General features: G+C 68.8%; 17 protein-coding genes and 1 CRISPR repeat array. Of the genes, 4 read left to right on the top strand and 13 right to left on the bottom strand.

Translation table 11 applies throughout. The features are described from left to right. Positions 1-7: 7 nt before the first annotated feature. The 12 genes from cas3 to ACL03H_RS01520 all read right to left on the bottom strand — a co-directional run bounded on the left by cas3 (position 8) and on the right by ACL03H_RS01520 (position 15,810). Positions 8-2,815: a CRISPR-associated helicase Cas3' gene (gene cas3, locus ACL03H_RS01575; RefSeq protein ID WP_412809203.1), complete on the bottom strand. Its 2,808-nt coding sequence runs from the start codon at positions 2,813-2,815 to the stop codon at positions 8-10. Between the two features lie 211 nt (positions 2,816-3,026). Continuing rightward, positions 3,027-4,703: direct repeats of the CRISPR family, unit length 29 nt; unit sequence GTGCTCTCCACGCACGTGGAGGTGGTCCG. Between the two features lie 79 nt (positions 4,704-4,782). Further along, on the bottom strand, positions 4,783-5,139 hold the full coding sequence (locus tag ACL03H_RS01570; protein WP_412809202.1) for a WhiB family transcriptional regulator: 357 nt from the start codon (positions 5,137-5,139) through the stop codon (positions 4,783-4,785). Continuing rightward, on the bottom strand, positions 5,136-5,732 hold the full coding sequence (locus tag ACL03H_RS01565) for a GGDEF domain-containing protein (protein ID WP_412809345.1): 597 nt from the start codon (positions 5,730-5,732) through the stop codon (positions 5,136-5,138). Before ACL03H_RS01565 ends, ACL03H_RS01570 begins: the two co-directional genes overlap by 4 nt. Positions 5,733-5,822: 90 nt before the next feature. Beyond that, entirely contained in the window at positions 5,823-6,440 is a 618-nt protein-coding gene (locus tag ACL03H_RS01560; RefSeq protein WP_412809201.1) for a hypothetical protein, read from the bottom strand. Then, a complete protein-coding gene (locus tag ACL03H_RS01555; RefSeq protein ID WP_412809200.1) occupies positions 6,437-8,290 on the bottom strand; it encodes a type IV secretory system conjugative DNA transfer family protein in 1,854 nt (617 codons plus the stop codon). Before ACL03H_RS01555 ends, ACL03H_RS01560 begins: the two co-directional genes overlap by 4 nt. After that, positions 8,287-9,354 carry a C40 family peptidase gene (locus tag ACL03H_RS01550; protein WP_412809199.1) on the bottom strand — a complete coding sequence of 356 codons (1,068 nt, stop codon included), beginning with the start codon at positions 9,352-9,354 and terminating at the stop codon, positions 8,287-8,289. Before ACL03H_RS01550 ends, ACL03H_RS01555 begins: the two co-directional genes overlap by 4 nt. Continuing rightward, a complete protein-coding gene (locus ACL03H_RS01545) occupies positions 9,354-10,862 on the bottom strand; it encodes an ATP-binding protein (RefSeq protein WP_412809198.1) in 1,509 nt (502 codons plus the stop codon). The genes ACL03H_RS01550 and ACL03H_RS01545 overlap by 1 nt, the downstream gene beginning before the upstream one ends. Continuing rightward, a complete protein-coding gene (locus tag ACL03H_RS01540) occupies positions 10,862-12,370 on the bottom strand; it encodes an SCO6880 family protein (RefSeq protein ID WP_412809197.1) in 1,509 nt (502 codons plus the stop codon). Before ACL03H_RS01540 ends, ACL03H_RS01545 begins: the two co-directional genes overlap by 1 nt. Next, positions 12,370-13,722 (bottom strand): TrbL/VirB6 family protein, encoded by a 1,353-nt coding sequence (locus ACL03H_RS01535; RefSeq protein WP_412809196.1) that lies wholly within the window; start codon positions 13,720-13,722, stop codon positions 12,370-12,372. Before ACL03H_RS01535 ends, ACL03H_RS01540 begins: the two co-directional genes overlap by 1 nt. Then, positions 13,722-14,537 (bottom strand): hypothetical protein, encoded by an 816-nt coding sequence (locus ACL03H_RS01530; protein WP_412809195.1) that lies wholly within the window; start codon positions 14,535-14,537, stop codon positions 13,722-13,724. Before ACL03H_RS01530 ends, ACL03H_RS01535 begins: the two co-directional genes overlap by 1 nt. Further along, the gene (locus ACL03H_RS01525; protein ID WP_412809194.1) at positions 14,534-14,836 is read right to left on the bottom strand and encodes a hypothetical protein; all 303 of its coding nucleotides are present in this window, start codon (positions 14,834-14,836) and stop codon (positions 14,534-14,536) included. The genes ACL03H_RS01530 and ACL03H_RS01525 overlap by 4 nt, the downstream gene beginning before the upstream one ends. Continuing rightward, entirely contained in the window at positions 14,836-15,810 is a 975-nt protein-coding gene (locus tag ACL03H_RS01520) for a P-loop NTPase family protein (RefSeq protein WP_412809193.1), read from the bottom strand. Before ACL03H_RS01520 ends, ACL03H_RS01525 begins: the two co-directional genes overlap by 1 nt. A gap of 678 nt (positions 15,811-16,488) precedes the next feature. On the opposite strand from ACL03H_RS01520, the gene ACL03H_RS01515 reads away from it, so the two are divergent. From ACL03H_RS01515 to ACL03H_RS01500, 4 genes are all read left to right on the top strand, one after another. Beyond that, positions 16,489-16,920, top strand: a complete 432-nt coding sequence (locus ACL03H_RS01515; RefSeq protein ID WP_412809192.1) for a helix-turn-helix domain-containing protein — start codon at positions 16,489-16,491, stop codon at positions 16,918-16,920. A gap of 79 nt (positions 16,921-16,999) precedes the next feature. Then, a complete protein-coding gene (locus ACL03H_RS01510; RefSeq protein ID WP_412809191.1) occupies positions 17,000-17,821 on the top strand; it encodes an alpha/beta fold hydrolase in 822 nt (273 codons plus the stop codon). After that, positions 17,818-18,366 carry a hypothetical protein gene (locus ACL03H_RS01505; protein WP_412809190.1) on the top strand — a complete coding sequence of 183 codons (549 nt, stop codon included), beginning with the start codon at positions 17,818-17,820 and terminating at the stop codon, positions 18,364-18,366. Before ACL03H_RS01510 ends, ACL03H_RS01505 begins: the two co-directional genes overlap by 4 nt. After that, positions 18,366-19,496: an MAB_1171c family putative transporter gene (locus ACL03H_RS01500; RefSeq protein WP_412809189.1), complete on the top strand. Its 1,131-nt coding sequence runs from the start codon at positions 18,366-18,368 to the stop codon at positions 19,494-19,496. The genes ACL03H_RS01505 and ACL03H_RS01500 overlap by 1 nt, the downstream gene beginning before the upstream one ends. Before the next feature lie 2,605 nt (positions 19,497-22,101). On the opposite strand, the gene ACL03H_RS01495 is transcribed toward ACL03H_RS01500, so the two are convergent. Continuing rightward, positions 22,102-23,952, bottom strand: coding sequence for a GmrSD restriction endonuclease domain-containing protein (locus tag ACL03H_RS01495; RefSeq protein ID WP_412809188.1), 1,851 nt, complete (start codon positions 23,950-23,952; stop codon positions 22,102-22,104). Positions 23,953-23,985 lie beyond the last annotated feature (33 nt).

Genomic DNA, 23,985 nt, shown 5'->3' with positions numbered 1-23,985 from the left:
AGAGTGACTATACAAGGGTCGTGCGAAGCAAATCGCCGGGGTCTGCCTTTCGGTACGACTCGCTGCTCAGCCGCGTCGTCTCAGCCACATCGCACAGCCCGAGCTCGGGATCGAGGAGCAGGAACTTCCGGCCTACGCGGGCCGGTCGAACGTTCCCCTCATCGTCGACTCGGTGCGGTAGCGCGACAAGATCGCTCAGGGGCCAGAGGGCATGCCACGGCTCGGGCAAGGTGTTGCTCTCATCGCGGTCACGCACGAGCGAACCCGGCGCGGGGATGGTGTGCTTCATGACGGCGATCGTCTCCTCCCGGGAAAGCCGACCCAGCTCCGGAACGGGCAACCTCTCTCCCGCCGGATGCCCAAGCCGGAGCTCTCCGGAGTCGTCGATGAAGACCGGCAGCACGCGAACGGAGTCAGCGTTGAAGCGCGTCGTGGCTCGCTCTTCGTCAACGAGCTCCTCGGACAGGCCAGCAAGGCTGGCCAACTCGCGAATCGGACGTATGGTCACCCGCCGCGCAGTCTGCGACTCGATCATGCACCGGGCGCTGCGCTCCAGCTCGACATCGGCGAAGCCCGTCAGCAAGTCATCGTCGAGGACCGGGAAGTCGCCAGGATTGCCACGATCAACCAGATCTTGGACATCGTCGGGAATGTTGATCGACTGCTGATCTCTGCGGCGGATCAGTTCATGGGCCCGGATCAGGCTGGCCTGCGGGTAGATGTAGCTCCAGCTAGAAGGCAACTCGCCGGGGTCAAGGTCCGGCGCGGTGAGGACGACCATCTGCCGATGACCACCCCGGGCAGGATCAGCCCAGGCGGGCCGCTGGTCATCCCACCCCGGATGACGTTGCAGTCGGCCTGATCGTTGCAGCAACAGCTCGATCGGCGCGAGATCGGTGACGACGAGGTCGAAGTCGACATCGAGGCTTTGCTCCACGACCTGTGTCGCCACCAGAATCGTCCGTTGTGGACGTCCTCGTGACCCGTCGGGCTTCCCGAAGGCTTCCAGCACATCCTCGGTGATGCTTGTCCGCTGGTGCGACGGAAACCTGGCGTGCAGCAGCTTGCGAGTGACCCCATTCCTCGCAGCCCACTCACCCAGATCGGAGAAGGTCTGCTGCGCTTGCGCGACGGTCGTGCAGATCACCACGGCACAGCCACCATCGATCACATGGGCCAAGACCTCCTGCAGCACCGGAACCCGATCTGGCCGCTTGCCCTCTCCCCGACCAACGCCTCGCAACGAGACCTCTACCGGCCGCCTGCGGTCAGCTGGGAAGGCCACCGCCCGCGGTTCCGACTTGTGAACACGCTCAACGTACCTCCAGCCCGGATAAGGAATCTCGAAGTCCGCTTCGGTTGCCGCACCGGTATAGGCGGCCGAGAGCTCCCTCGCGATCGCCTTCGGCAACGTTGCGGACAGCAGCACCACGGGGACGCCGAGCTCGCCCAGCCAGCCGAGCAGTTCCCGCAGCAACTCCCGCATGTAGCTGTCGAACGCGTGCACCTCATCGATGATCACGGTCTTTCCGGCCAGCGAGAACATTCGGAGCGCGTTGTGCCGCACCGGGAGCACGGCCAACAACGCTTGGTCGATCGTGCCCACCCCCACCCCGGCCAGCAAGCCCCGCTTCGCGCCTCGAAGCCATTCCGAGGAGTGCACCCGAGCTTCCGCGTCGCTGACGATCCCCTCCGCAGCACGCGCATTCGCCAGGATCTCCTCCACCGGGCTCAGCCAAGCCATTCCGTGCAGCAGTGCTTGGCTGGCCGTTGCTTCACTCCGGCGCTGCACGTACTGTCCGACCCTGCTGAACATCTGGTCCGCCGTGGCCATCGTCGGCAAGGCGACGAAGATTCCTGACGTCCCGGCAGCCGCCCCCATGATCCGCGCAGCGTGCAACGCGGTTTCGGTCTTCCCGAAGCCCATCGGCGCCGCAACCATCAAGAGCCCCGGGCCGGTCACCAGACGCCGCAGTTCTGCCGCGATGCCGGCTTGGAGTGCGTTGGGCGAAAACCCCGGGAACTCCTCGCCGAAGTCGCCGTCCTCCAGCTTCAGCCTGAACAGACCCGCGCTGCGCACCAGCTGTCGAGCAGGACTCACCGCAGCCTCGAAGAACCAACGCAACGAAGGGACATCACCGACGGTGGGAACCTTCCGGACCTGCTCACGTACGAAGTCGACCTGGCTGACCAACCAGTCGGCTACCACCACGAGGCCTGTGATCAGCACCGCGTCTTCCACAGCAAGCCGAGGAGGTACAGGTGGTTGCAGGATTGCAGCGAGCACGTCGAGCATCGCGGCCCGCTCAGCGTCCCACACCGGTGCGGAGCCAAGCCCCTGTGACGGCAAGTGCTCAGGCATCAACCGCGCGCCCTCGACGCTGTGGAACCGCCCGTGATGGCCTCCCAACAGCTGTGCGACCAGCCGCCCCACCGACCGAGCGGACCGCGACGGATATCCCAGAACGCCTAGTCCTGTAGGCAGCCACAAGTTCGTCGCCCGGTCATGCCGTATCCGAACCTCCGCCGCATCCGCCGGAAATTCCGGCGGCATCGGCAGCTGCAAAGCGAACGAGGGGACGATCTTCCCGATGTCGTGGAGCGCCGCCCAGAACTCCAGCACGGAGCACGTCTCCGACTCGCTCAAGCCGAGCTCCGCAGCCAACCGTCGTCGAAGACCTGCCGAGATGAAGTCGCGCCACAACGCGCGCACCGCCGCTGCGGCGTCCAGACCATGGCAAACAACGGGATACCGAGCTCCCCCAAGCCCGCGTTCCTTGCCCCACAGCCGCAGATCAACCACGGGGTCGGCCACTGAACCTCCCAAAACCAGAGAACCCGATCACCGAGCGGCACGTTAACGGTTACCCCCGACAAGCCGAGCCGTCTTACGCCAGAGCTGGTGCCAACGGGTGAACTGCCGGTTCGGATGGTCAAAGCCATCCACCGCGCCCATGCGTTACCGTCGAGGCATGGTTCCGTTCGAAAACGTGCAACGGCGTTCCTAAAACCCCAGTTCGCGAAGGGTGCTCTCCACGCACGTGGAGGTGGTCCGACCGGCATCCCGGTTGGCTCGCTGCACCGCTAGTGCTCTCCACGCACGTGGAGGTGGTCCGGCATTGGCGAACCCCCTGGGGATGGGGATGGGGTGCTCTCCACGCACGTGGAGGTGGTCCGCAGCTCCAGGACCAGGGCGTCCGCAAGGTGATGTGCTCTCCACGCACGTGGAGGTGGTCCGGACGCCGGGACGGTCGAGTACCCCTGGCGGCGGTGCTCTCCACGCACGTGGAGGTGGTCCGGGGAAACGTCGGATCAGTGGCCGCAGAGGCGGGTGCTCTCCACGCACGTGGAGGTGGTCCGACCTCCTGGAGGTTCCCGCCGTCCATCGCCCAGTGCTCTCCACGCACGTGGAGGTGGTCCGGTCAGGTACGGCTTCGGGATGGAGTTAAGGATGTGCTCTCCACGCACGTGGAGGTGGTCCGGCCCTGTTGGTCGGCGTGGCGGTCTGCGGGCAGTGCTCTCCACGCACGTGGAGGTGGTCCGCGTTGATGCCGTCGACGTAGGGCAGGAAGTCGGTGCTCTCCACGCACGTGGAGGTGGTCCGACGAAGGAGTGGACCGACTGGATTGCGCATCGGTGCTCTCCACGCACGTGGAGGTGGTCCGCGCTTTGAGCCCGGGGTGGATGCTCACCTCCTGTGCTCTCCACGCACGTGGAGGTGGTCCGGCGTATCCCGCTTCGTGGCGCTTCTGCGGCATGTGCTCTCCACGCACGTGGAGGTGGTCCGCATCCCACTCCCGCTCGGCAACGCCACGGGCAGTGCTCTCCACGCACGTGGAGGTGGTCCGACCAGCGCTTTCGCATTGCCTTGAGGTGTGCCGTGCTCTCCACGCACGTGGAGGTGGTCCGGGAAGTGACGTCAACGTCGCGACCTCGCTGCTGTGCTCTCCACGCACGTGGAGGTGGTCCGTCGGCGGTCGCCGCCCGGCTCGCCACCGGGCGGTGCTCTCCACGCACGTGGAGGTGGTCCGCCCTGGTTGTCGCCGCCTGTAACCAGAAGGGCGTGCTCCCCACGCACGTGGAGGTGGTCCGATAAGCGAAAACCACTGGGTTTTCGCGCGGCAGTGCTCTCCACGCACGTGGAGGTGGTCCGCGCGGCGCGGGCCCGCCGCATCCTGGATGCGAGTGCTCTCCACGCACGTGGAGGTGGTCCGTGGGTGGCGACGCGGGTGAGGGAGCGTCCTTCGGTGCTCTCCACGCACGTGGAGGTGGCCCGTCCAGGGAGGCCACCAGCTCCAGCGCCCACTGGTGCTCTCCACGCACGTGGAGGTGGTCCTCCACCTCGTAGGAATCGGTGCCGTCCGGGAACGTGCTCTCCACGCACGTGGAGGTGGTCCGTCGTCTTCCTGGACATCGAGACGTGGGGTGTCGTGCTCTCCACGCACGTGGAGGTGGTCCGCAGTTGGTGCACGCGGAGTTCGGCACGCTGTTGTGCTCTCCACGCACGTGGAGGTGGTCCGGAGGTAGCCGAAGGTGGGCTCCTGGGGGCTCAGTGCTCTCCACGCACGTGGAGGTGGTCCGGCACCGCTGCGCGAGGCGGTCGCGGGGTATCGGTGCTCTCCACGCACGTGGAGGTGGTCCGCGGACGTAGGAGTCGACGTGTCCGGCAAGCTCGTGCTCTCCACGCACGTGGAGGTGGTCCGCCCGTTTGGTCGTCGCGAAGGGCGAACGGATGTGCTCTCCACGCACGCCACGGGCCTGCACCGGTCGTCCGGGCCGGGTTTACGCCGTCCGCTGGCGTGGTTCGGCCCCGAGGAGTGTGCGTAGGGCATCGGTGTTGGTCGGCGGGGCGTGTTGGGGGACGAGTCCGGCGGCTCTCCAGCGGGCGAGGATGCGGGCTCGTTCTCCCGGGGTCGTGGCGCCGCGGATGCCGTGTTGTTCGGTGTGGGGGCGGAGGAGTTCGTCGATGAGGCAGTCGGTGCGTACGGGGCAGGTTCGGCAGATCGCTTTTGCGTTTTCGCGGCGGCGATGCGCATCGCTGCCGGACTCTCGGACGTCGTCCTCGCCGAACCACAGGCTGGGTTCGGTTCCAGCGCAGGCCGCTTCACGTTCCCAGGACCGAGTGTCGTGGATCTTCACGGAGTCCTCCCGAGGTGTGGTTGCGGGCCGTGTTCGCGGACGCGGACGAGCGGCGCGGAGCTGCGATCGACTGGTGGGTCGGCGTGCCGCGACGGATCGTGGCGGCGCCAGCCGGAGCGGAAGAGCTTCGCCTCGTACATGGCGCGATCGGCCGCGGTGACCGCCTCACGCAGTAGCACCGGCTGGCTCGGCAGGTCGCGCAACAGCACCAGGCCCGCCGAACAGCCGAGGTGCACCGCGTGCTCACCGACCGGCAGGGGCGCGGTGATGACGTCGAGGAGCTCGTCGGACAGGGCCCCGATCTCCGCTGGGTTCGAGTGGGCGAGGAAGACGAACTCGTCACCGCCGAGTCGGGCGAACACGGAGTCCGCTGGCAGCACACCGTGAACTCGTCGCGCCACGGCGCGCAGCGCGTGGTCGCCGGTTGGGTGCCCGAAGGTGTCGTTGATCCGCTTGAAACCATCGAGGTCGAGCAGCCCGCACACGGTGCTGCGGTCCAGGGCTCCGGGGGCGGTGCTCTCCCAGCCGGACCTGGTGAGCAGCCCGGTGACGGGATCGCGGTGGGCGCAGCGAAGCTGGCGGGTGCGACGAATGCAGGAGGTGGGCGGCGTGGGCCCAGCCGACTCCGGCGGCCACGGCTCCTGCGCCGGCAGCTGCGGTGCAGGTTTGGTGCATCCAGGGTTTCATTCCGCGTCCTCCCCCGTTGAGATGGCGTCCTGTTCTGCCGCCTCGGCGGCGAATCGAGTCGGTCTGCAGCGGGCGCCGACCGGGCGGTGGCGGCCGTCGAGGCAGTGGGCGTGGACCCAGTCGGTCAGCCGGGCGGCGAAGCCGGGGCGGGTCTGCTGCAGCCAGAGCTGGGCGTCGCGGATGTTGGCAGTCGCGCCGACGTTGGCTCGGCGCCACGAGTAGGCGAGGACGGCGACTTCCTGGGCCAGGCCCGGATGTTCGGCCCAGCATGGCGGGATCGCTCTGGCCTGGGAACCGGGGTTTCCGAGGAAGGTAGCGTTGTACCAGCCTACGAAGTTGCGGACCGTCCACAGCGGAGTGTGCTGATCGCCCCGGTGCCGCCGGTCTTCGGCGGCTGCGGGCGGCATGTGCACGACCCACGGGCCCGGTTGGTCGGCCGCGTCGTCCTGTTCCGGTTCCTGCGGTGCGCCGTTCTCCAGCGTTTCGATGCGCCCGCGCAGCGCGGTGAGCTTCGCTGTCAGGGCGCCGACGATCTCGGTCAGCGCCTCGATCGCGGCTTCGGTTCCGTCGGCGTGTCGCTGCCGGTGGTGGGGTACGAGCTCGTCGTCGTTCACGGGGTGCCCACCGCCTTCGTGGCGTAGCCGTCGGCGTCGATCGGGGCGGTGCCTGCTCGGACGGCGTGCTGGTCGGCGCGCAGCTGCGGCCAGTCGGGGCGTTTCCGCACGTCGACGGTGCGGGCGAGGATCGGGCGCAGGTGACGGTGGAAGATGAGCACCCGCCCGCGCGGCAGGGTCCGGACGGCGCCGGGCCGGTAGGTGGGCACGTCCTCGGTGCCCACGGAGGTGCGGCCGAAGCCGAGCAGCCCGTCGGACTGCTGCTGGTAGCGCTTGCGCTCGTGGTGGGCGGCCAAGGTCGAGACCAGCTCGAGGGTCTTGGCGTCCTTGATGCCGCCCCAGAACGTCAACGTGGTGGTGTTGTCCAGCAGCTGGCGTCGGCCGGACTCGCCGTAGAGGTCTTCGAGGTGCGCCATCGACTGCGCGGCCCAGTGGATGAGCACGCCGCGGCCTGCGGAGTCGGCGAGGATCTCCGGGAGCTTCGGGATCGGGGTGGCGTCGTAGAGCTCGTCGAGGTCGTTGGTCGCGGGCGGGTCCAAGCGTCGGTGGGGGTAGCTCAGCGCCATCTCCTGCTCGGTGGTGAGGATGTCCTCGACGAGCGCGGTCAGCACGGGCCGGACTTGCGCGGCCTGGTGCTTGTCGGCGACCAGGAACAGCGAGCCCTGGTTGGCCACGAACGACGCGGCGTCGAACTCCTCCCCCGCTGCCGGGGAGCACAGCTCACGCAGCTGCGGGTCCAGCCAGGGTTCGATCACCCGGCGCACCGACAACCACACCGCGTCGGAGGTTTCGGCAACCATGCCGATCTCGGCCTGCAGGTTGTCGGCCAGCTCGGGGAAGCCGTACCGGCGCAGCAGCTCGACCGGTTCCTGGTCGGGTGGTTTCGTGATCGACCAGGCGACCAGGTCCGCGACTCCGCGCCGTTCGTGGGCGGCGGCGATCAGGTAGGCCTGCACCACGGTCTTCGCGCGTTCCCGGAACACCTTGTCGTTGCCACCGACCTCGGTGAGTCCCACGGCCGAGGCGTCGACGAGCGTTTCCGCGCGGCGGCGGGCGACGCCGAAATCCTCGCAGCCGGGGATCGGAGACGGTTGGATCCGCGCGGGCCAGCGGACCTTGCCCGTGGTGTCGAAGACGTACACCGGGCCGGCACCGGGTCGGCGCGAGCGGGCCAGCGCGGCGAACTCCACGAGGTCCGGTTTCGTCGAGGAGCACACCAGCGCCCCGGGCGCGGCGAGCGCCTTGTGCACGACGTCGGTTCGGCTCTTGCCGCTCTGGGTCGGGGCGAACGCTCCGGTCGGGTTCTCCAGGGGCGTGCCCAGCACCTGCCCGTGCGGTCCGCGGTGCAGCGGTGCGGCGACCTGCTCGAGCGGTGCTGACCGCCGCTGCTCGGCGCTGAGTCCGGGGCGGGTCCACTCGGCGGTGCGGCGCACGGCGTGCAGGGACAGCTCGCGGCGGACCTCCATCCGGCTGGCGTGACCGAGCTCGGTGGGACCGAGCCGGGACCACGCCGCCATTCCCATCGGTACGCTCACCGCCGCGCAGGTCACCAGGACGCCGCCTGCGAACGTCCAGTACAGCCGGGTCCGGCCCTGCAGCGCACTCGCCCACGGCTCGCCCAAGGCCGAGCCTGGATGCGAAGGGTCCCCGAGCACGGACGTGGCGGCGGGAAGCCAGTCGGTGAACTCGGGCAGCAGCCAAGGACCGCCCGCGCAAGCGGTGGCCGCGACAGCGGAGAGCACGAGCACCCCCGCCAGCGCGAGCACGCCGCCACCTGCGATCACCAATAGCCCAACCACGGCCAAGTCGCGGTCGATCGCCGGGGAGAAGGAGAAACCGCTGCGGTTCATGCGTTCGCTCCCCTCGGTTCCGCGACGCGCCGGATTGCCACGACCTGCGGTTTCCAGGCGTCGAGCTGTTCGAGCACGACTCCGGTGCTCTCGTCGTAGGCGTTGACGATCAAGCCGTGTCCGGCGTACATGCCGACGTGGCGCGGGTTGGCCGGTGATCCCAGCGAGCCCGGGATGAACACGAGATCTCCCGGTGCGAGCTGTCGCAGCGCGGCTACCGCGCGGCCGTCGTGGACCTGGCTGGTGGTGCCAGCCGAGATCGGGACGCCGGCGTGCGCCCACGCGGCCCGCATCAGGCCGGAGCAGTCGAAGGCATCCGGCCCTTTCGCGCCGAAGACGTAGGGCTTTCCGAGCTGGGCGAGGGCGTACCGCACCGCCGCGCGCTGGGTCGGCTCCGCCGGAAGCCGGTATCCCGGCGGGAGCTGCTGCGGATCGAGCGGAGTGCTCGCGCCACCTTCGTCGCCGCAGAGCGCGGCCTGCGCGACGGGCGTCGCACCCGTCGGGGGAAGCGGGTTGTCCGGGCCGCGCCAGAAGCGGCTCATCAAGTCGGTCGCCGGGCCTTCTTGCGGGGCATAGCGCTCCGGGTAGGCCGAGGCCTGCACGGTCTGCTGCGCCACCCCGGGTGGAAGCCGCCACCAGTCCTCCAGCGCGATGAGCCGATCCAGGAAGGCGTTGGTGGCGTAGATCGGATCGCTGACCTGCTCGGCGCTGCCCCAGCCTTGGCTGGGGCGCTGCTGGAACAGCCCGAGTGAGTCGCGGTCGCCGTAGGGCACGTTGATCAGGTTCGATTCGACGATCGCGGTCGAGAGCGCGAGGACCGCTGCTCGTTGCGGGAGGCGGCGTTGCTCGGCGATGCCGGTGATGGTCTGGGCGTGGGTGAGTTGTTCCCCGGACCAGTGGTGGTCGCCGACCTGCCCACCACCGACCGGGCCGACTCCGGTTCCGCACCCGGCGGTGGCGGCACCGACGACGGCGAGCAGCGCGACGCCGATGATCAGCCCGGGTGTGCCGACGAGGTAGACCAGCGCGGCGGCGAGCGCCCAGGTCGCGCGCGCCCCCGGCATCAGCGGCCCCCGTTCGCACGGAGCTGGGCGTTGGTGTCGAACACGGCCTTCTCGGCGCTGCTGAGCACCGTCTGGATCTTGAAGCCGGGTTGGTTCTCCAGCTTCCACAGCGCGCGGCCTTGGCGTTCCATGCACCAGCCGGTGGTGACGTCCTGCTCGGGCTCGCCGAGCCCGAGGTCCTCGGCCAGGTCGTCGGCGACCCGCGTGGACTGTCCGAACAGGATTCTCGTGCTGCACAACGCGAGGAGGTCCTGGGCGATGGCGACTTCCTGCGATCCGGTGTGCCCGACCGAGAGGAAGTCCGAGGGCTTGTGCCCCACCAGAATCTGGATCTTGCGTTCGGTGCGCGAGAGCCGCAGGTCCGAGTCGACGGCCTGCACCGCCTTCACCCCGAGCCGCATCTGCCGCCACACCTCGTCGCGCACGACGATGCGGATCTCGCCGTCCTCCTGCAGGTCGGTGATCAAGGAGGACCACGAGCCGAGCACGGTCAGCGCCACCGCCACGGCCTGGTCGCCCCGCGAGCGCAGCCGCGAGAGGTCCATAGACTGGATCGACGCGGCCCAGTCGAGCGCGAAGTTGGTGGGCTCGTCGAACAATCCCGCCAACGGCCCGGAGATCAGGTTGCCGAGCGCGTCGGTGATCGGCCGCAACGTGTCGAGGAACTGGCGCTCGTCGGCGAAGCGCGCCCGCTCGATCAGCAGCCGATCGGGATGTGCCAGGGCGCGGTGAACCGCGGGCACGGTGACCTCCCGCAGCCGCGTGCAGCCGTCTTCGGCGCCGACCAGGCGTCGGAGCACGTGGGAGAGCACGGCCTCATCGCTGACCGTGGCGGTATAGCCCTGGGCTTCGGCCAGCGCCACGAGCAGCTTCGTCCACCGTCCGAGGACTCCGTCGAGCTCGTCGCGCTGGCGAGCCACCGGCCAGGAGTCCCACCTGGTGGTGATCGGGCCGAGGTCCAGGGCGTTGAGCCGCGCCGTCGAACCACGTCCCAGGGCGATCGGTTCGATGCCCAGTGCGCGGACCAGGGGGCTGTACTCGCCCTTCACATCACCGGAGATCAGGGTGCGGGTGCCGAACAGCATCATCCGCAGCAGCAGGGCGACCACTGTGGACGATTTACCGCGTCCGGGTTCGCCGAAGACCACCAGGTTCGGGTTGGTGACCAGACCGGCGAGCACCCAGTCGATCGGGCTGCAGTGGAACGCGCCGCCGCTGAGGGTGTCGTAGCCGATGCGGGCTCCCATCGCCGGGTTCTGGTTCGCCGCCAGCAGCGGGAACAACCCGCCGATCTCGTGGGTCGCGGCCAAGTAGGTCGCCAACGGAGCCTCGGCCGCCGACCATCCCCGGCCCGGCAGTGCCCGACCCCGGCGCGGGGCGCGGGCGCGGTTGAGCCGTGGCCCCCGCGAACGCTCCTTGGCCGAAGTCATGCCGGAGCACCGGGGCGCGGCGGGGGCGGCGCAGAACTGAGCGAGCAGCTGGGCGGCGCTGCGGTCGGATTCGCGCATCAGAGCAGACCTCCTCGGGAGCGGGGCAGCCCAATGCCCAGCGGCACGCAGGCGGCGACGAAACCGGAGTCCTGAGCCAGATCCAGCCGCAGCAGCCGGAACCGGCCGGCCGAGTCGTTCTCCAGCCGTGCGGCGTGATCGTCGACCTGCCACGTCGCGGGCACGGTCACCGCGGCGGCCACCGAGTAGCGCACCAAGCTGTGCCCGGCGGCCACGGCCCGTTCCTGCGCCTGGGCGCCGCCTGCCGCGCGCTCCTCCACTGCGGAGGCCGAGAACCCCTTGTTGGCCTTGAAGTCGCGCAGGACGCCGGTGCGGAACCGGATGCTCTGCACTTCGCGGCCCGCTCGCCGCGAGTCCAGCACCTCGTAGTGGATCGCCACGCAGCGCCGCTCCCCCGCGGTGCGCACGGCCAGCAGCGGCGACAGGCTGCCGAAGACCGTGCCCGCTTCGGGCATCAGCACCGAGTAGGACACCGTGGAGTAGGCGTCGTGGTCGTAGCGGCGCATCGACGGCGACGGTGCCGCGACCGGACCGGCGGCGGCTTTGGGCAGTCCGTCCTCCGCTGCGCCGGTGAGGTGCGCGGCCCGCAGCACCGCGCTGGAAGCCGGGTTGAACGAGGTGCGCACCGCCTCCGCCAAGCCCGCGCCCGAGAGCCAGGTCACCGAGGTCGCACCCATCGCCTTGAGCGGATCCTCCAAGCCGTCGAGGACCCGGTAGAGCACCCGGGCACGGCCGTGCACCCCGCCGCCCGCGGCCGCGGCGGGCTTGCGCAGCGCGTCCTCGGTGCCGGAAACCGTGACGAACACTTCGTGCCGGACCCCGGCGTTGCCGATCGTGCGATCCAGCTCGTCGGCTACCCGCCGAGCGAGCTCCGGGGCGTCGGCGACCTCGTGCTCGCGGCGCCACACCTCGTGCTCGGTCCCGTCATCGGGCACCGTGCGCACCAGCAGGGACAACCGGTCGACGACATCGCGGTGCCCGATCGACAGCAGCAGGTTGCCCAGCCGGGAGGCGAGCCGCTCGCACTGCTCCGCTGAGAGCAACCCGACACCGGAGTGCGTCAACCGCGCCGACGCACCCCACCGGCCATCGCCGGTGTCATGGATGAGGCACACCCGGCCCTGGTCGCGCAGCGGCGGCCCGTCCGGCAGCTTGACCCGCTGCAGCACGCCGGGCAGATCGGGTTCCTCCGGGTCGACCGGGTGCCCCGCCCCCGCCGCGGACTGCCACCGCGACCAGCCGGTGGCCACGCCGAGCTGGTGCAGCAGCAGATGCCCCAGCCAGCGCAGCGCCGGACGTCCCCGAACCGGCACCACCACCAGGACCGCCACACCCCCGCACCCGGCGAACAGCAGCACCGCGTCCAGGAAGCGGCCCGCCGAGACCGCCCACAGCACGGGCACGGCCAGGACCAAGCAGGTCACCGCCTGCACCGGCGTGAGGCCCATGATCCAGCCGGCGCGCTCGCGCCGCGCCAGTCCTCGGTAGATCCGCGCGTTGCCGCTCATCAGTCGATCACCCCTGGTTCCACGTCTCCACCCGCGGTGCTGCCACCGCCGTTGCTGTTCGGACCGCCGCCTCGGGGAGCGTCGTCATCGGGCGGTTCCCGGTCGGCTCCGGTGGCGGGAGGTTCCGGTGGCGGCGGGTCCTGCTCGTGTCCGGCTCCGGCGAGCTGGGGGCCGATCCCGTCCTCGCTCGTGATCGCCCCGTGGTTGGCAGCAGGAGGCCGAGCCGAATCGGCATCGGGTTCTTCCTGCGCATGCGGCTGCTCCGCGTCCGGATCGAGCGGCTCATCCGCCGAGGCGCCTGCTCCCCCGGTGCTGCCGATGCCGTGGGCGTCCATCTCGCGTTCGCCGAAACCGGCCAACGCCGCGTCGAACCGCCCAGCGGAGGCGTCCTCCTGCGCCGAGCTGCCCGAGCCGCCCGCACCGAACCCGGCCAGGGCGGTGGCGGCTTTCCCGACCGGGTTGTTCATGCCGTAGGAGTCGATGCCCGTCGACGACGAGAGCGCGTCCCGGAACACACCTCCGGCATCGGTGTTCGGGTCGACGAAGGCGAACAACCGGAACAGCACCAGCGGGCTGAACACGCTCAGCACCAGCACGCCGATGCCCGCGAGAAGACCCGACAGGCCGTCCGCGCCCGCCACCAGGCCGATGCCCAGCACCAACGCCAGCGCCAGCACCGGTTTCATCGCGATGCACGACAGCAACCACCGCACCGTCGTCCAGAACCACCGCTTGGTGACGTTGGCCAGCAGCCCGGCGGCCGTGATCGGGACCGTGGCGACCAGCAGGTAGATCGCCGCTTCGCGGAACAACATCTCCAGCAGATAGCCGACCGCCGCGGGAAGCACCCCGATCAACGCGCACAGCCCGAGCACGACGGCCTTGATGCCTTGGACCGTGCCACCGGCGAACTGGGTGCTCTCCAGCGCTTCTTGGAAGTTCGCCGCCTGCAAACCCGCTTGCAGGATGCCGCGGGTGAGCCCATCGGAGGCGGCGAGGAACGTGCCGACCATGCCGACGGTGACCGCCAGCGCGACGCCGTACTGCAGCGGGCCAGTCGCCAACCGCACGATCCCGCGTCCGCCGCGCAGCGACGTCATGCTGAGCTGCCAGAAGAACAACCCCATCGCGAGCACCCCGGAGATCCACAGCATCATCGGCCACAGCACCCCGACCGGACCGTCCTGCGGGTTCACCTCGAACACGGAGAACCGGTCGGCCAGCGCGACGGCTTCCCGCAGCAGGTCGAGGCTGCCGTCCCACAACGCCCGCATCGCGGACTCGAACGCGGACGCCGCGAACTCGGCGATCTCGGAGCCGAGGGAGTCACCGATGTCGTCGAACGGCCACATCAGCCCTCCCGCAGTTCTCGGTAGCCGACCGACACCGAGTCCGCGCTGCCCGGCCACGCGCTCGGCGCCGGGGCTGCCACGGGCGTGGCGGCGATCCGCCAGCGGTGCCCGTTCCAGCGCATCGCCTGGCAGTCCCCGATCCCGGCGGTCACGGTCTGGCCGCGTTGGTCCACGGAGAACTGGCCGAGCACGCAGGCCACCACGAGCCGACCGCCTTCGGCGGTGCCCTTGATCTGCCCGTGCGTGGGCTGGAAGTCGGCGAGCATCCCGGGAACCGGGCCGGCCGGTCGCAGTCCGGCCGACATCCGCAGCGAGCGCAGCAGCGAGTGCAGACCGGTCTCGGTAGCGCCCGGTGCTCCCGGTTCGGAGAGCTCGGTGAATCCGCGGGCGTAGAGGTCCGGGTCGGCACCGCGCAGGGCGGCCTCGTCCAACGCGGCGAGCTGCGCGAGCGCGCCGCGCGTGGTGCCCGGAACACCACCGGGAATCCAGCTGCCCCCAATCGGATGGGTCGGCGCGACCGTGATGGGAGGTCCGGCCGAAGCGGTGCTCAACGGCTGCGGTCGCACCGCCTGCGGCGGCAGCACCGGCATCGGCCGGGTCACCAGCTCCAGGACGGCGGGTTCGACGCCACCAGGAGCGGCCGGTGGCGCAGCGGCCGGCTCACGGAGTTCGGCCTGCTTCGGGTCGGAGGTGGTCGCGCGGGCTACGATCAACGCCAGGAGCACGGCCACCAGGGCCAGCGTCCCGAGCACCACGGCGGCGAGCCCGATCCCTGCTGTGCGCCGTTCGCGCGCTTCGTCGCGCGGGGCGCTCATGCCCCACCCCCGGCGAAGTGGTTGATCAGCGGATACCCAACGGCGTAGAGCAGGCCGCCTGCGACCCCGCAGAGCATCATGACCACGCCGACCTTGCCCGCGCGGTGGTGATCGACCCACCGGCCACCGGCCCACACCGCCAGGCCCGCGAAGAACCCGATGAGCAGGGCGATCTGCGCGCCCCATTTGAACACCCCCGCGACCTCCGTGATCTTGTCCGCACCCGGTGGCGGCGCGGGCGCCGGGTTCGGAAGCTGCGACAGGACGGGGACCACGACCTCGAATCCGGTGTGGAGCATCAGCGGATCACCCTTCGGGGGACGGAATTCCCGGCCGAGTGGGCGGGACCAGGCAGCAGGCGCAGGTGCTGCAGCAGCGGAGTCGCCGCATCGCGCAATCGAGCAGGAGTGACTTCGGCGGTGATCCCGCCGAGCGCCACGGACGAGTCGTGCGGCAGGAACACGGCGTTCTCCAGCAACGCCGAGGTGCGCCGCCCTGCCGCACCCGCGACTCCGGCCGGCCACTTCCGCGCCCCCAGCACCACCAGCTGGGCCGGAGCCACGATCGTCCCGGTCCGGTTCCAGGCCTCCAGCCGAGCCAGCACCTGCTCGGCGTGCAGCAACGACGGCCTGCTCGCCCGGCACACCAGCACAGGCCGCGGCACCGGCTCCCCGACCCGCAACCACGCCCCAGCACCGGCCAGCGGATGCGCTGCCACCCGCCACGGGTCGTGCCCGATGTCGACGATCGTCGCCTGCACCGACCGGGCCGCCGCAGCGAAGAACCGCGGCGGCGGCACCATCCCCGGCGTCACGATCGGCAACGACGTCTCGACCCGGGCCAGCACCGCGTGCGCCCGCCACGAAGCGCGGATCCGCACGGCGGGATGCGGGCCGTCGAACACCGGCCCGTCCGAACGGGCCACCGCGGCCAACCCCGACCGCACCGGATCCGCGGTGTCCACCAACAGAACGCGCCGATCCGCCAGCTGCAACGCATCCGCGAGCACGGCCGCCACCACCGAGGCACCAGCACCCGGCGAGGCCGCCAGCACCGGAACCACCGAACCGAAACCGGACCAGTCCGCGCCACCGGGAGCACCCGGCGGTACACCCTGCCCCTGCACCACCGCAGCCGCCTGACCGGTCGCGGCAGCCGTGCGGAACGCGACATCGTCGCCCTCCGGCTCGGCCGTCCCCGACTCGGCTGCCGCTGCGAGCCGACCTGCTTCGACAGCACCGACCACGTCCGGCGTCGGCAGGTCACGACGCATCACGTGTGCTGCACCGGCCAATCGGCGGTCGCGGGCGATCAGCCCCTCTTCCGCACCGGCCGCCTGCCGGAGCGCTGCGGTACACGGCTGCCGCCTGGCCGACGAGGCCCGGTCGGCTGGTGGCGCTGCGGAAGCGGGCGGCGCGTCCGGCTGCTGCTGAAATGAGGACATCACGATTTCTCCGAGGTTCGATTGGCGTGTGAACTGCGAAAACCAGGACGGATCAGGACGCGCGGTTCCGGCGCCCGAAGATCGTGCGGATCGGGTCGTCGCATTCGGCCGTTGTTCGAGGCGTGCGGTATCGCGCTGCGCCGAGAGGCGCGGCGGGTCGATGAAGTTCGAAATCGCCACCGAGCTAGTCGGACTCGGTGACCGAGACGGTGCTGCCCGTTCCGGGCCAGGGACTCGGCAGTCCCACCGACTCCTGCACTGGCGGAGGCGTTCGTGGATCACTGCGCTCCGCGGGGGTCACATCCCACGAAGCCAGTGGTGAACAGCCGGACCTCGCTATGCCCGATGCGGTGACCGATCGGTGAGCATCGCGCGAACCGGTGGATCTTCTCCACTGATTTCCGCTATAGTGGAACGGACGATGCCAACGTAACCCGACTGACCGGGAGCGTCAACTGTAGTGGTTTCTTGATGTTGCTATTCCGCTATAGTGGCCCCAGGAAGCAGGTGGTCGACGTGGTCGACAAGACCGACATGAGCTTCGCCGCGCGTCTGCGGAGGCTGTTCGACAGCGTCACGAAGGACGGCGGCGAGAAGTTCACCGCGACCGAAGTCGCCGCCGAGATCACCGCACGCGGCAAGGTCAAGGTGTCCAAGACCTACCTCTACGACCTGCTCAACGGGCAGAAGACCTCACCGAGCTGGCAACTGGTGCAGGCCCTGGCCGACTTCTTCGACGTCCAGCTCGACTACTTCTCCGATGACGAGCGCGCCCGCGACCTCAACCGCCAGTACGAAGCCCTCGCTGTACTCGGTGAAGCCGGCGCCCAACGCATCGCCGCCCGCGCCAGCGAGCTCTCCCCCGAAGCCCTGGAAAGCGTCATGCGCTTCATCGAGTTCCAAGCCGACCAGAGCAAGAAACAACACCCGGAAGGGTGAGCACAGGTCACTGGCATCACCGGAACGAGCAGGAGACGGTAAGCAGCGAAACGGGATCCGACCGGAAAGCGGGGCACCGGTGTCGCAGGAAGACGGGTTCGTCGAAGTCGACGGCGGGAAGCTGTACTACGAGGCCCGCGGTGACGGGCCTCCGCTGCTGCTGATCCAGGGCGGCCTCAGCGAAGCCGGCGCCGCCACCCAGCTCGCCGAGCACCTGAGCGCCGCCGGGCACCGGGTGATCACCTACGACCGCCGCGGTCTGTCCCGCAGCGAGACCACGAGCCCCGAGCCACCCGTCACGGTGGGCCTGCACGCCGCCGACGCCGCCGCACTGCTCGACGCGGTGGCCACTGAGCCCGCGCTCGTCGTCGGCCCGAGCATCGGGGCGGTAATCGGCCTCCACCTCACCACCGCCCGACCCGATCTCGTCGAGCTGCTGGTCGCCCACGAACCCCCGATGCCCTCCCTCGTTCATGACCCCGAGCAGGAGGCCGGTCTCGATGCCGTCGCCGAGATCGCAGCCACCGGTGATGTCATCACGGCGATCCGCCGCTTCGCCGCACTCGGCGGAGAACGGGACGACGAAACCGAAACCGGCGCTCGGTCACCGAAACCCGTCGGCGACGTCCAGGCCAACCTGCGGCGCTTCTTCGACCACGACTTCCCCGCCGTACGCACCGTACAACTGTCGCCCGACGAGATCTCCGCCGTCCGGACGCGCATCGTCGCCACCGGTGGTGCGCGATCGCAGGGCAAGTGGGAACACCGCTGCGCCGAACGCCTCGCCGAGCTGCTGGACCGCCCGCTGGCCTCCCTACCGGGTGGCCACAATGGACTCATCAGTCACCCCGCAGGCATCGCCACGGCACTGCTGGAACTGTTCACCGAGGCCAGGCCATGAACCGCGAGCGCGGCCTACGGGCTTGGCGCAGCGAGCTCGAACTCCGCCGCACCGTCCGCCGCCTGCTCCGCGAACTCGATCTGCACCCGCCCTTGGACATCGCGCAGCTCTGCAACGCGCTCGGAGACCGCCGCAGGCGGCCGATCCGGCTGGTGCCCTGGCCGCTTCCCGCGCCCGGTGCGTTCGGGTTGTGGATCGCCACCGCGGAAACCGACTGGATCCTCTACCAGCGCGACACCACCCCGGCCCACCAAGAGCACATCATCCTGCACGAAATTGGCCACCTCATCAGCGGCCACGCCTCCAACGAAGACGATGACGACGTCTGGACCCAGTTGTTCCCGGACATCCCGCCCGACGTCGTGCGACGTGCTCTTCGCCGCGACGGCTACGCCCCAGCCGCCGAATACGAAGCCGAAATGGTCGCCACCGTCGTCAAGGAGTGGGCCGAGCTGCTGCATCGACTCGAAGCCGCGCCCGACCGCACCAGCCCCGCTTCCACCCGGATCGGCAGCGCCTTCGACGACCACCAGGGCTGGCTGTGATGCTGCTACCCAACCTGCTCATGTGGGCCGCCGCGATGCTCGCCGCGCTCTGGAAACTCTCCCAACTCGCCCGAGCACCCCGCGACACCGGCCTGCGAGCAGTCACCATCTGCACCCTGCTCGTCGCCACCGCCCTGTCCGCGCAACTCGCGGCGGCGCTACCCGCCTTCGCCGGCGCGCTCCCCGTCGGATTCCCGAAGCTGGCGCAGAACACGCTGCTCACCGTGTTCTTCGCACTGCTGATCGTCGTCCTGCACGGCAGCGTCGCACCGCACCGAGCAGCACGCCGCGGCTACCAGGAAATCTGCCTCGCACTGCTCACCTCCGCGGTGCTGATCGCCACCTTCGCCGCTGCCGAGCCCGCCGCCCGCACCAGCTACGAGCACGCCACCGCACCCGACATGCTCACCTTCTACCTAGCCGGGAACCTCTACCTCGCCTACGCCTGCGCCCGCGGCGCCCAACTCGCCCGCGCCACCGCCGACCACACCCGGTCCCGCGCCCGGCTGAGCCTGCACATCGCCGCCACCGGCCTGCTCATCAACCTCGCCGGAGTCCACCTGCCCCGCGCGATCTCCACCAGCAGCCGACTCTTCCTCGGCGTCGACCCCATCCCCGGCACCGCCACCTGGACCACGCCGGTCCTCGCCGTCGGCATCACCACGTTCTTCCTCGGCATCGGCTACCCCGGCGCACGCACCGCCCTGATCAAGATCCACCTCTGGTTCGAAGCCCGCCGAACCTACCGCCGACTCCGCCCCCCCTGGGAATCCCTCGTCGACCGCTTCCCCACCATCGCCCTGTTCCCCACGACCACACCCCAGCGCGAACGCCTCCACCTCCGCGCCATGCGCCTACGCACCTACCGCCGAATCATCGAAATCCGCGACGGCCTCGTCTGCCTCAGCCCCTACCTCCCCGAACCCGCAGACACCGCACACACCCCCACGGAACACGCGCGGCTCATCGACGCCGCACTCCACCGCAGCACCGACCCCGGAACACCACTCCGCACACCCAGCATCATCGCTCCGCCCACCTCTACCTCAACCAGCGCCGACACCCAGCAACTCATCGCCGTCGCCGACGCACTCGTCGAGCTGAGATCAAAAACCGCCCCACACCCTTAGCCGGCACGCCGTCCCCACCAACGGCCAGACCAGCGCCCGCTCCCCCAGGCCACCCAACCAGTACTGTCACCCTTGGCAGGTCATCGACTTCGCCAAGACCCGCGCCCTGCTCTCGGCCCCGCGGATCCCCTCGAACCTGACCAGACCAGACCGAGTTATCCGGCGCCGATCCCCTCGCCAGCCAAGGAGACCTCGCTGCGCACGATGGCGGACATGGATACCCCCGGGCACGCCTACACCCGCCGTTTCGTGACCTTCGGGTTCACCGTCCGGTGGGTACGACCGAGGCTTGACTCGACCTCGGATAGGCTCATGAGGTCTCACCGATGTGGGAGTGGCCCGGCTGCAGGGACCCGGAAGGGCACTCTTTGGAATTTTGCTCTCCACGCACGTGGAGGAACGCAGGAAGGACGCGGCTGCGCCCTTCCTGCCTGTACCGCCAACGCGGCGGTTCAGCGGTAGCGCCACCAACGCAACCAGTAGCCAAGGATTACGAGAAGCGCCGCACACAGGACATGAACGGCGAACTCAGGCGAAATGGTCAAGACTGCTCCTTATAAGGCTGCTGGGTACCAAATCAGCTAACTTCACTCCTAGTGATCGTAAACCCTGAGTATCTGATGGCTCACTCGGGGTCGACATCACTTCCGTTACACCCCCACCGAGGCTCGTGCCAGAGCGACGACCAGGTCGGGCGCCGTGTCGGCGGCGCGGGGAACGACGCACCTCGCGACCACGGAACTGCCGCCACCCGACCACTCGTTCCTCGCCGCGCTCGCCCGAGTACTTCCGCCGCCCTGCTCGCGGTGGCGCTGACCCGCTGGCTGCCGCGCTCTTCCTGGCGATGGAAGACGTTCGTCGTCGGCACGCCGAACATCGGCGTGTACTTCCCGCTCCTGTTCAGCGCGGCCGAGCGCCTTCCCGGGGCATCGCAGCGGCCCTCACCGCAACGCAGCCGCTGCTCGTCGCCGCGCCGTCGTCGGCTTTGCTCGACGAACGGCTGTCCGGGTGGCGGATCGGCTGGGGCCTCGTCGGAGTGCTCGGCGTCGTCCGCTTCGCGCTGGCGCCCGCGGCCGCGTCGACGCCACCAGGATCGGCGTAGGCCACGCCGGCGCGGCCGCAATGGTGGGTATTCGGAACCGCCCTGACCAAGCTCCGGGCGCGACCGGACGGCGTCGGACCGCCGCGTTCGCCGGTTGGCAGCTCAGCGCCGGCGGGCTCGTCCTCGCGATCCCGACGTGGGCGATCGATGGCGTCTCGGAGCACATGGGCAGCCCTCAGCCGCCGGGTTCACCTGGCTGGCGCTGATCAACGGCCTCGCCGCCTACGCGTTATGGTTCGCTGGTGCCCGCGCGCGATCCCCTCGACCGCACTGCTCTTGTTCTCGCCACTGGCTTCGCCGCCGCCCTCGGCACCGTGGCCCTGCAGTTGTCCCTCGCTCCGGTGACTCTCGTCCAACCATTGCAACCCATCGGACCATCAGCCACGTGATCACCCCCGCTTCCCTCGAGCTGACCATCCCTCTGTAGCCCTGCCCCCGAACGGCACCTGCAGAATCACGTCAACACCTAAAGCAGGCGCTCAACCGACTTTCGCCAGTGACACAACCCCCTCCACGCAAGCGAACATGTAGACGGTCGACGACCGACTATTCTGGACCGACACGCGACGAGCACTCGCAGCGAAGCGGACTCCTTTACTTCGCTGGGTACACTGGAAGGCGACCTCGAAGAACAGACCTGAGCACGCCGCTGACCCCCGATGCAACTGGGGGTCAAGGGGTCGTGGGTTCGAATCCCGCCGTCCCGACGGTCTAGAGGGTCTTCGCAGGTCAGACACTGCGGAGGCCCTCTTTTTTTGATCTTGCTGAGTACCCCGAAGCCGCGCACGCCGCTCGCCGACCCCTTTACCTCAGGTAAAGCAGCCACCATGCGCTGCGACTCAAGAACCCCGCCCTGACTCTGACCAGGCACTCTTTTCGCAGTGACTCGCCGAAGGCTGCGTCGAAACGACGTTTAGCCACCTTGACCGGCCCTACAGCAAGAGTCCAGCCGGCACAGCGGAAACAACCAAGCGAGCTGGTCATCAGCGAACGCCCGCGCATACTCACCGATCACGACCGCCTCAAAACTTTGATCGACTCCATCCACAGCGTCCAACAGCGCAGCCGCCCTCGGACGCAGCCGCTACGCAAGTCGCCGGGAGCATCCGGCATCGAAGTACTACGCCACATCGCTGCCTTGGCCGGCGATGATGCGCTCGGCGGCATCACATTGCCAGGCAGAAGAAGTCGCACCATGCCGATGACGACGCGTTGAATTTCGACCATAGAACGCGAACCGCAGCACACCGAGATCACGGTCTGGAGTGGGCCGTGCTATCCGCTGGCGGACGTGCACGGCCCGGCCTCCGAGTAGGTCTCGTCGTTCCCCATCCCCCGTCGCCGCCATGATGCACAACTTCCAAACCGACCATGCGGGACGAGATAAGGCGAGCAGGAAACTGTGACGTCATCCCTCGCGTAGCCACTCATTTGGCCGAGCGAAAGCGGTCCATGCATGAGGCGAGTGGCTCCACCACCCGTATCGCCTGCGGCGGGCGATCCTCATGCCTCTTCGGTCGTCTCCATCTCGTCGAGCTCGAAGCGATCCGACACTTCGTCCGCCTGCCCGCTCTTCAGGTCGCGTGGCACGACCTTGCCCATCGCTTTCTCCACCAGCACGCACAGTGCCTCACGTCGCTGCGCGAAGAACGCTTCGTGGTCGTCGGAACGCAGCGCATCGGCCGGGACCAGGTGGCCGTCGAGGATCCCGTCCAGTCGAGACGGGTCGATCTGCGCTTTCGTCTCGATCTGCGCGAGGTATTTCGAGGGCGCCTTGCCACCGATCATCCGGTTGGTCCGCGCGCTCAACGCGGTCTTGTTGATGATCGACTCCCGGTGCTCGTCGTCGATACCACGCTCATTGCACCACTTCTGGGGGAAGATGTGGTGGATGTCCACGTCCAGATCCATGTACTGGACCTTCCCGAACTCCTTATCCTCCATCCAGTCCCGCGCGCCCTCGGCGAGCAACAACGCGTAGATTCCCTTGTACGCTGCAGCGTTTCGTGTACGTAGCGAGTGCAGTCGGGACTCGACGAACGTCGCGTCCGCGATCGTGCGTGGCACGTCCTCGATCGTTCCCAAAGCCCAGTTTGGCACCTGCTCGACGTCGCGCACGAACCGCGTCTCGATCGTTCCGCCGTAAAGCTCGCCGAGGATTCCGCACCAGAACCACTGCACCAGTCGCTCCTTCGGCGCGTACAGATCGGCGTCATGTCCCATGACGACCTTGATCGCGGCCAGGGGCACGAGTTGCTTGGGATACGGCACGAACTTCTGGTCGAAGATGTAGCGGTCAGCCAGGAAACCCGCCGCCCACACGAATGCCTCCCGCAGTGGGCCGACCCACTCCAGGTAGTCCGCCAGCGTCAGCTTGAGCACGTCCTCACGCTTCGCTGACATCGCCGATGGCCGCGGCCCGTCATGCTCAAGGTTGCGTTTGCGGGTTGCCAGCAGCGTCACTGCCTGCAGGAAATCCGTGTTCTCCAGCCCTTTGAGCGCCGGATACTGCTCGAACTTCGTCTGCGTGTCCCACCAGTCGTCGTTGAGGCGGAAATCCGTGCCGTGCTCGGCGTAGTAATCCTTGTCTCCGGCGAAGGTGGCCGTCAGCAGCTCGAAGACGTTAAGCGGCAATCCCCCGATGTTGACTTTCTCGAAAACCGTCGCAACCGCGGCCTTGCTGGTGTCTCGGTCCAGCTGGATCGCAGGGATCGAGTACTTGCCGACCTCGCCGACGACCTGCTGGTTGAACTTCGCTGCCAGACCGTGGTCCGGAACCTGAAACAACCACTGCGATCCATCCAACAGCAGTGACAACGGAAAATAACCCGCTTGTCGTTGCTTCTCTTCGGTGGACAAATCAAGTTCGACGTCCCGGTCGAAGTTCGTCTTGATCATTCCGTCGGCCGGAACAGAGATCACCGCCTCGTCGATCCAGTCGTCGCCGCACAACGCTGTCTCCATATGGACGAAGTAACGCCGGTCAAGACGCTTTCCTCGGCTGTCCTTCGTCTGCGCCACGCCGGATCCGCCCAGAGCCTGCGTCAGCGAAGTCAACCGCTGCTGCCCGTCGAGCAGCAAGTAGTCGGGCTCCCCCGGCTCCGCTTCCGCGCCGTCGACAGGCCTCGGTTTGAACCGGACCTGATCGTTGTCAGTGTCCAGCAGCATCACGACGCCCATCGGATGTCCACGCAGGATCGTCACCAGCAACTGCCGGATCCGCTCGTCGTCCCACTTGTAGCCGCGCTGAAAGTCGGGCAGCTGGATCTTCCCGGTTCGACTCCACTCGACGTACTTGCTGAGACTGTGCTGCGGGGTCTGAAACCCCATAAAGCGTACCTCCTCGTCATTCATCCTGCTCTGTGCTCGAGCGGAACAGAGCGCCCA

The organism is Saccharopolyspora antibiotica, assembly GCF_047200635.1.
Classification (GTDB): Bacteria; Actinomycetota; Actinomycetes; order Mycobacteriales; family Pseudonocardiaceae; genus Saccharopolyspora_C.
This window is presented reverse-complemented; position numbering and strand designations above follow the sequence as displayed.

Excerpts from the sequence above, each read along its gene's own strand:
- ACL03H_RS01505 (WP_412809190.1), top strand. The coding sequence starts at position 17,818 with ATGAACCGCGAGCGCGGCCTACGGGCTTGGCGCAGCGAGCTCGAACTC.
- ACL03H_RS01535 (WP_412809196.1), bottom strand. The coding sequence starts at position 13,722 with ATGTGGCCGTTCGACGACATCGGTGACTCCCTCGGCTCCGAGATCGCC.
- ACL03H_RS01495 (WP_412809188.1), bottom strand. The coding sequence starts at position 23,952 with ATGAATGACGAGGAGGTACGCTTTATGGGGTTTCAGACCCCGCAGCAC.
- ACL03H_RS01500 (WP_412809189.1), top strand. The coding sequence starts at position 18,366 with ATGCTGCTACCCAACCTGCTCATGTGGGCCGCCGCGATGCTCGCCGCG.
- ACL03H_RS01545 (WP_412809198.1), bottom strand. The coding sequence starts at position 10,862 with ATGCGCGAATCCGACCGCAGCGCCGCCCAGCTGCTCGCTCAGTTCTGC.
- ACL03H_RS01525 (WP_412809194.1), bottom strand. The coding sequence starts at position 14,836 with ATGCTCCACACCGGATTCGAGGTCGTGGTCCCCGTCCTGTCGCAGCTT.
- ACL03H_RS01520 (WP_412809193.1), bottom strand. The coding sequence starts at position 15,810 with ATGCGTCGTGACCTGCCGACGCCGGACGTGGTCGGTGCTGTCGAAGCA.
- ACL03H_RS01555 (WP_412809200.1), bottom strand. The coding sequence starts at position 8,290 with ATGAACCGCAGCGGTTTCTCCTTCTCCCCGGCGATCGACCGCGACTTG.
- ACL03H_RS01540 (WP_412809197.1), bottom strand. The coding sequence starts at position 12,370 with ATGAGCGGCAACGCGCGGATCTACCGAGGACTGGCGCGGCGCGAGCGC.
- ACL03H_RS01530 (WP_412809195.1), bottom strand. The coding sequence starts at position 14,537 with ATGAGCGCCCCGCGCGACGAAGCGCGCGAACGGCGCACAGCAGGGATC.
- ACL03H_RS01550 (WP_412809199.1), bottom strand. The coding sequence starts at position 9,354 with ATGCCGGGGGCGCGCGCGACCTGGGCGCTCGCCGCCGCGCTGGTCTAC.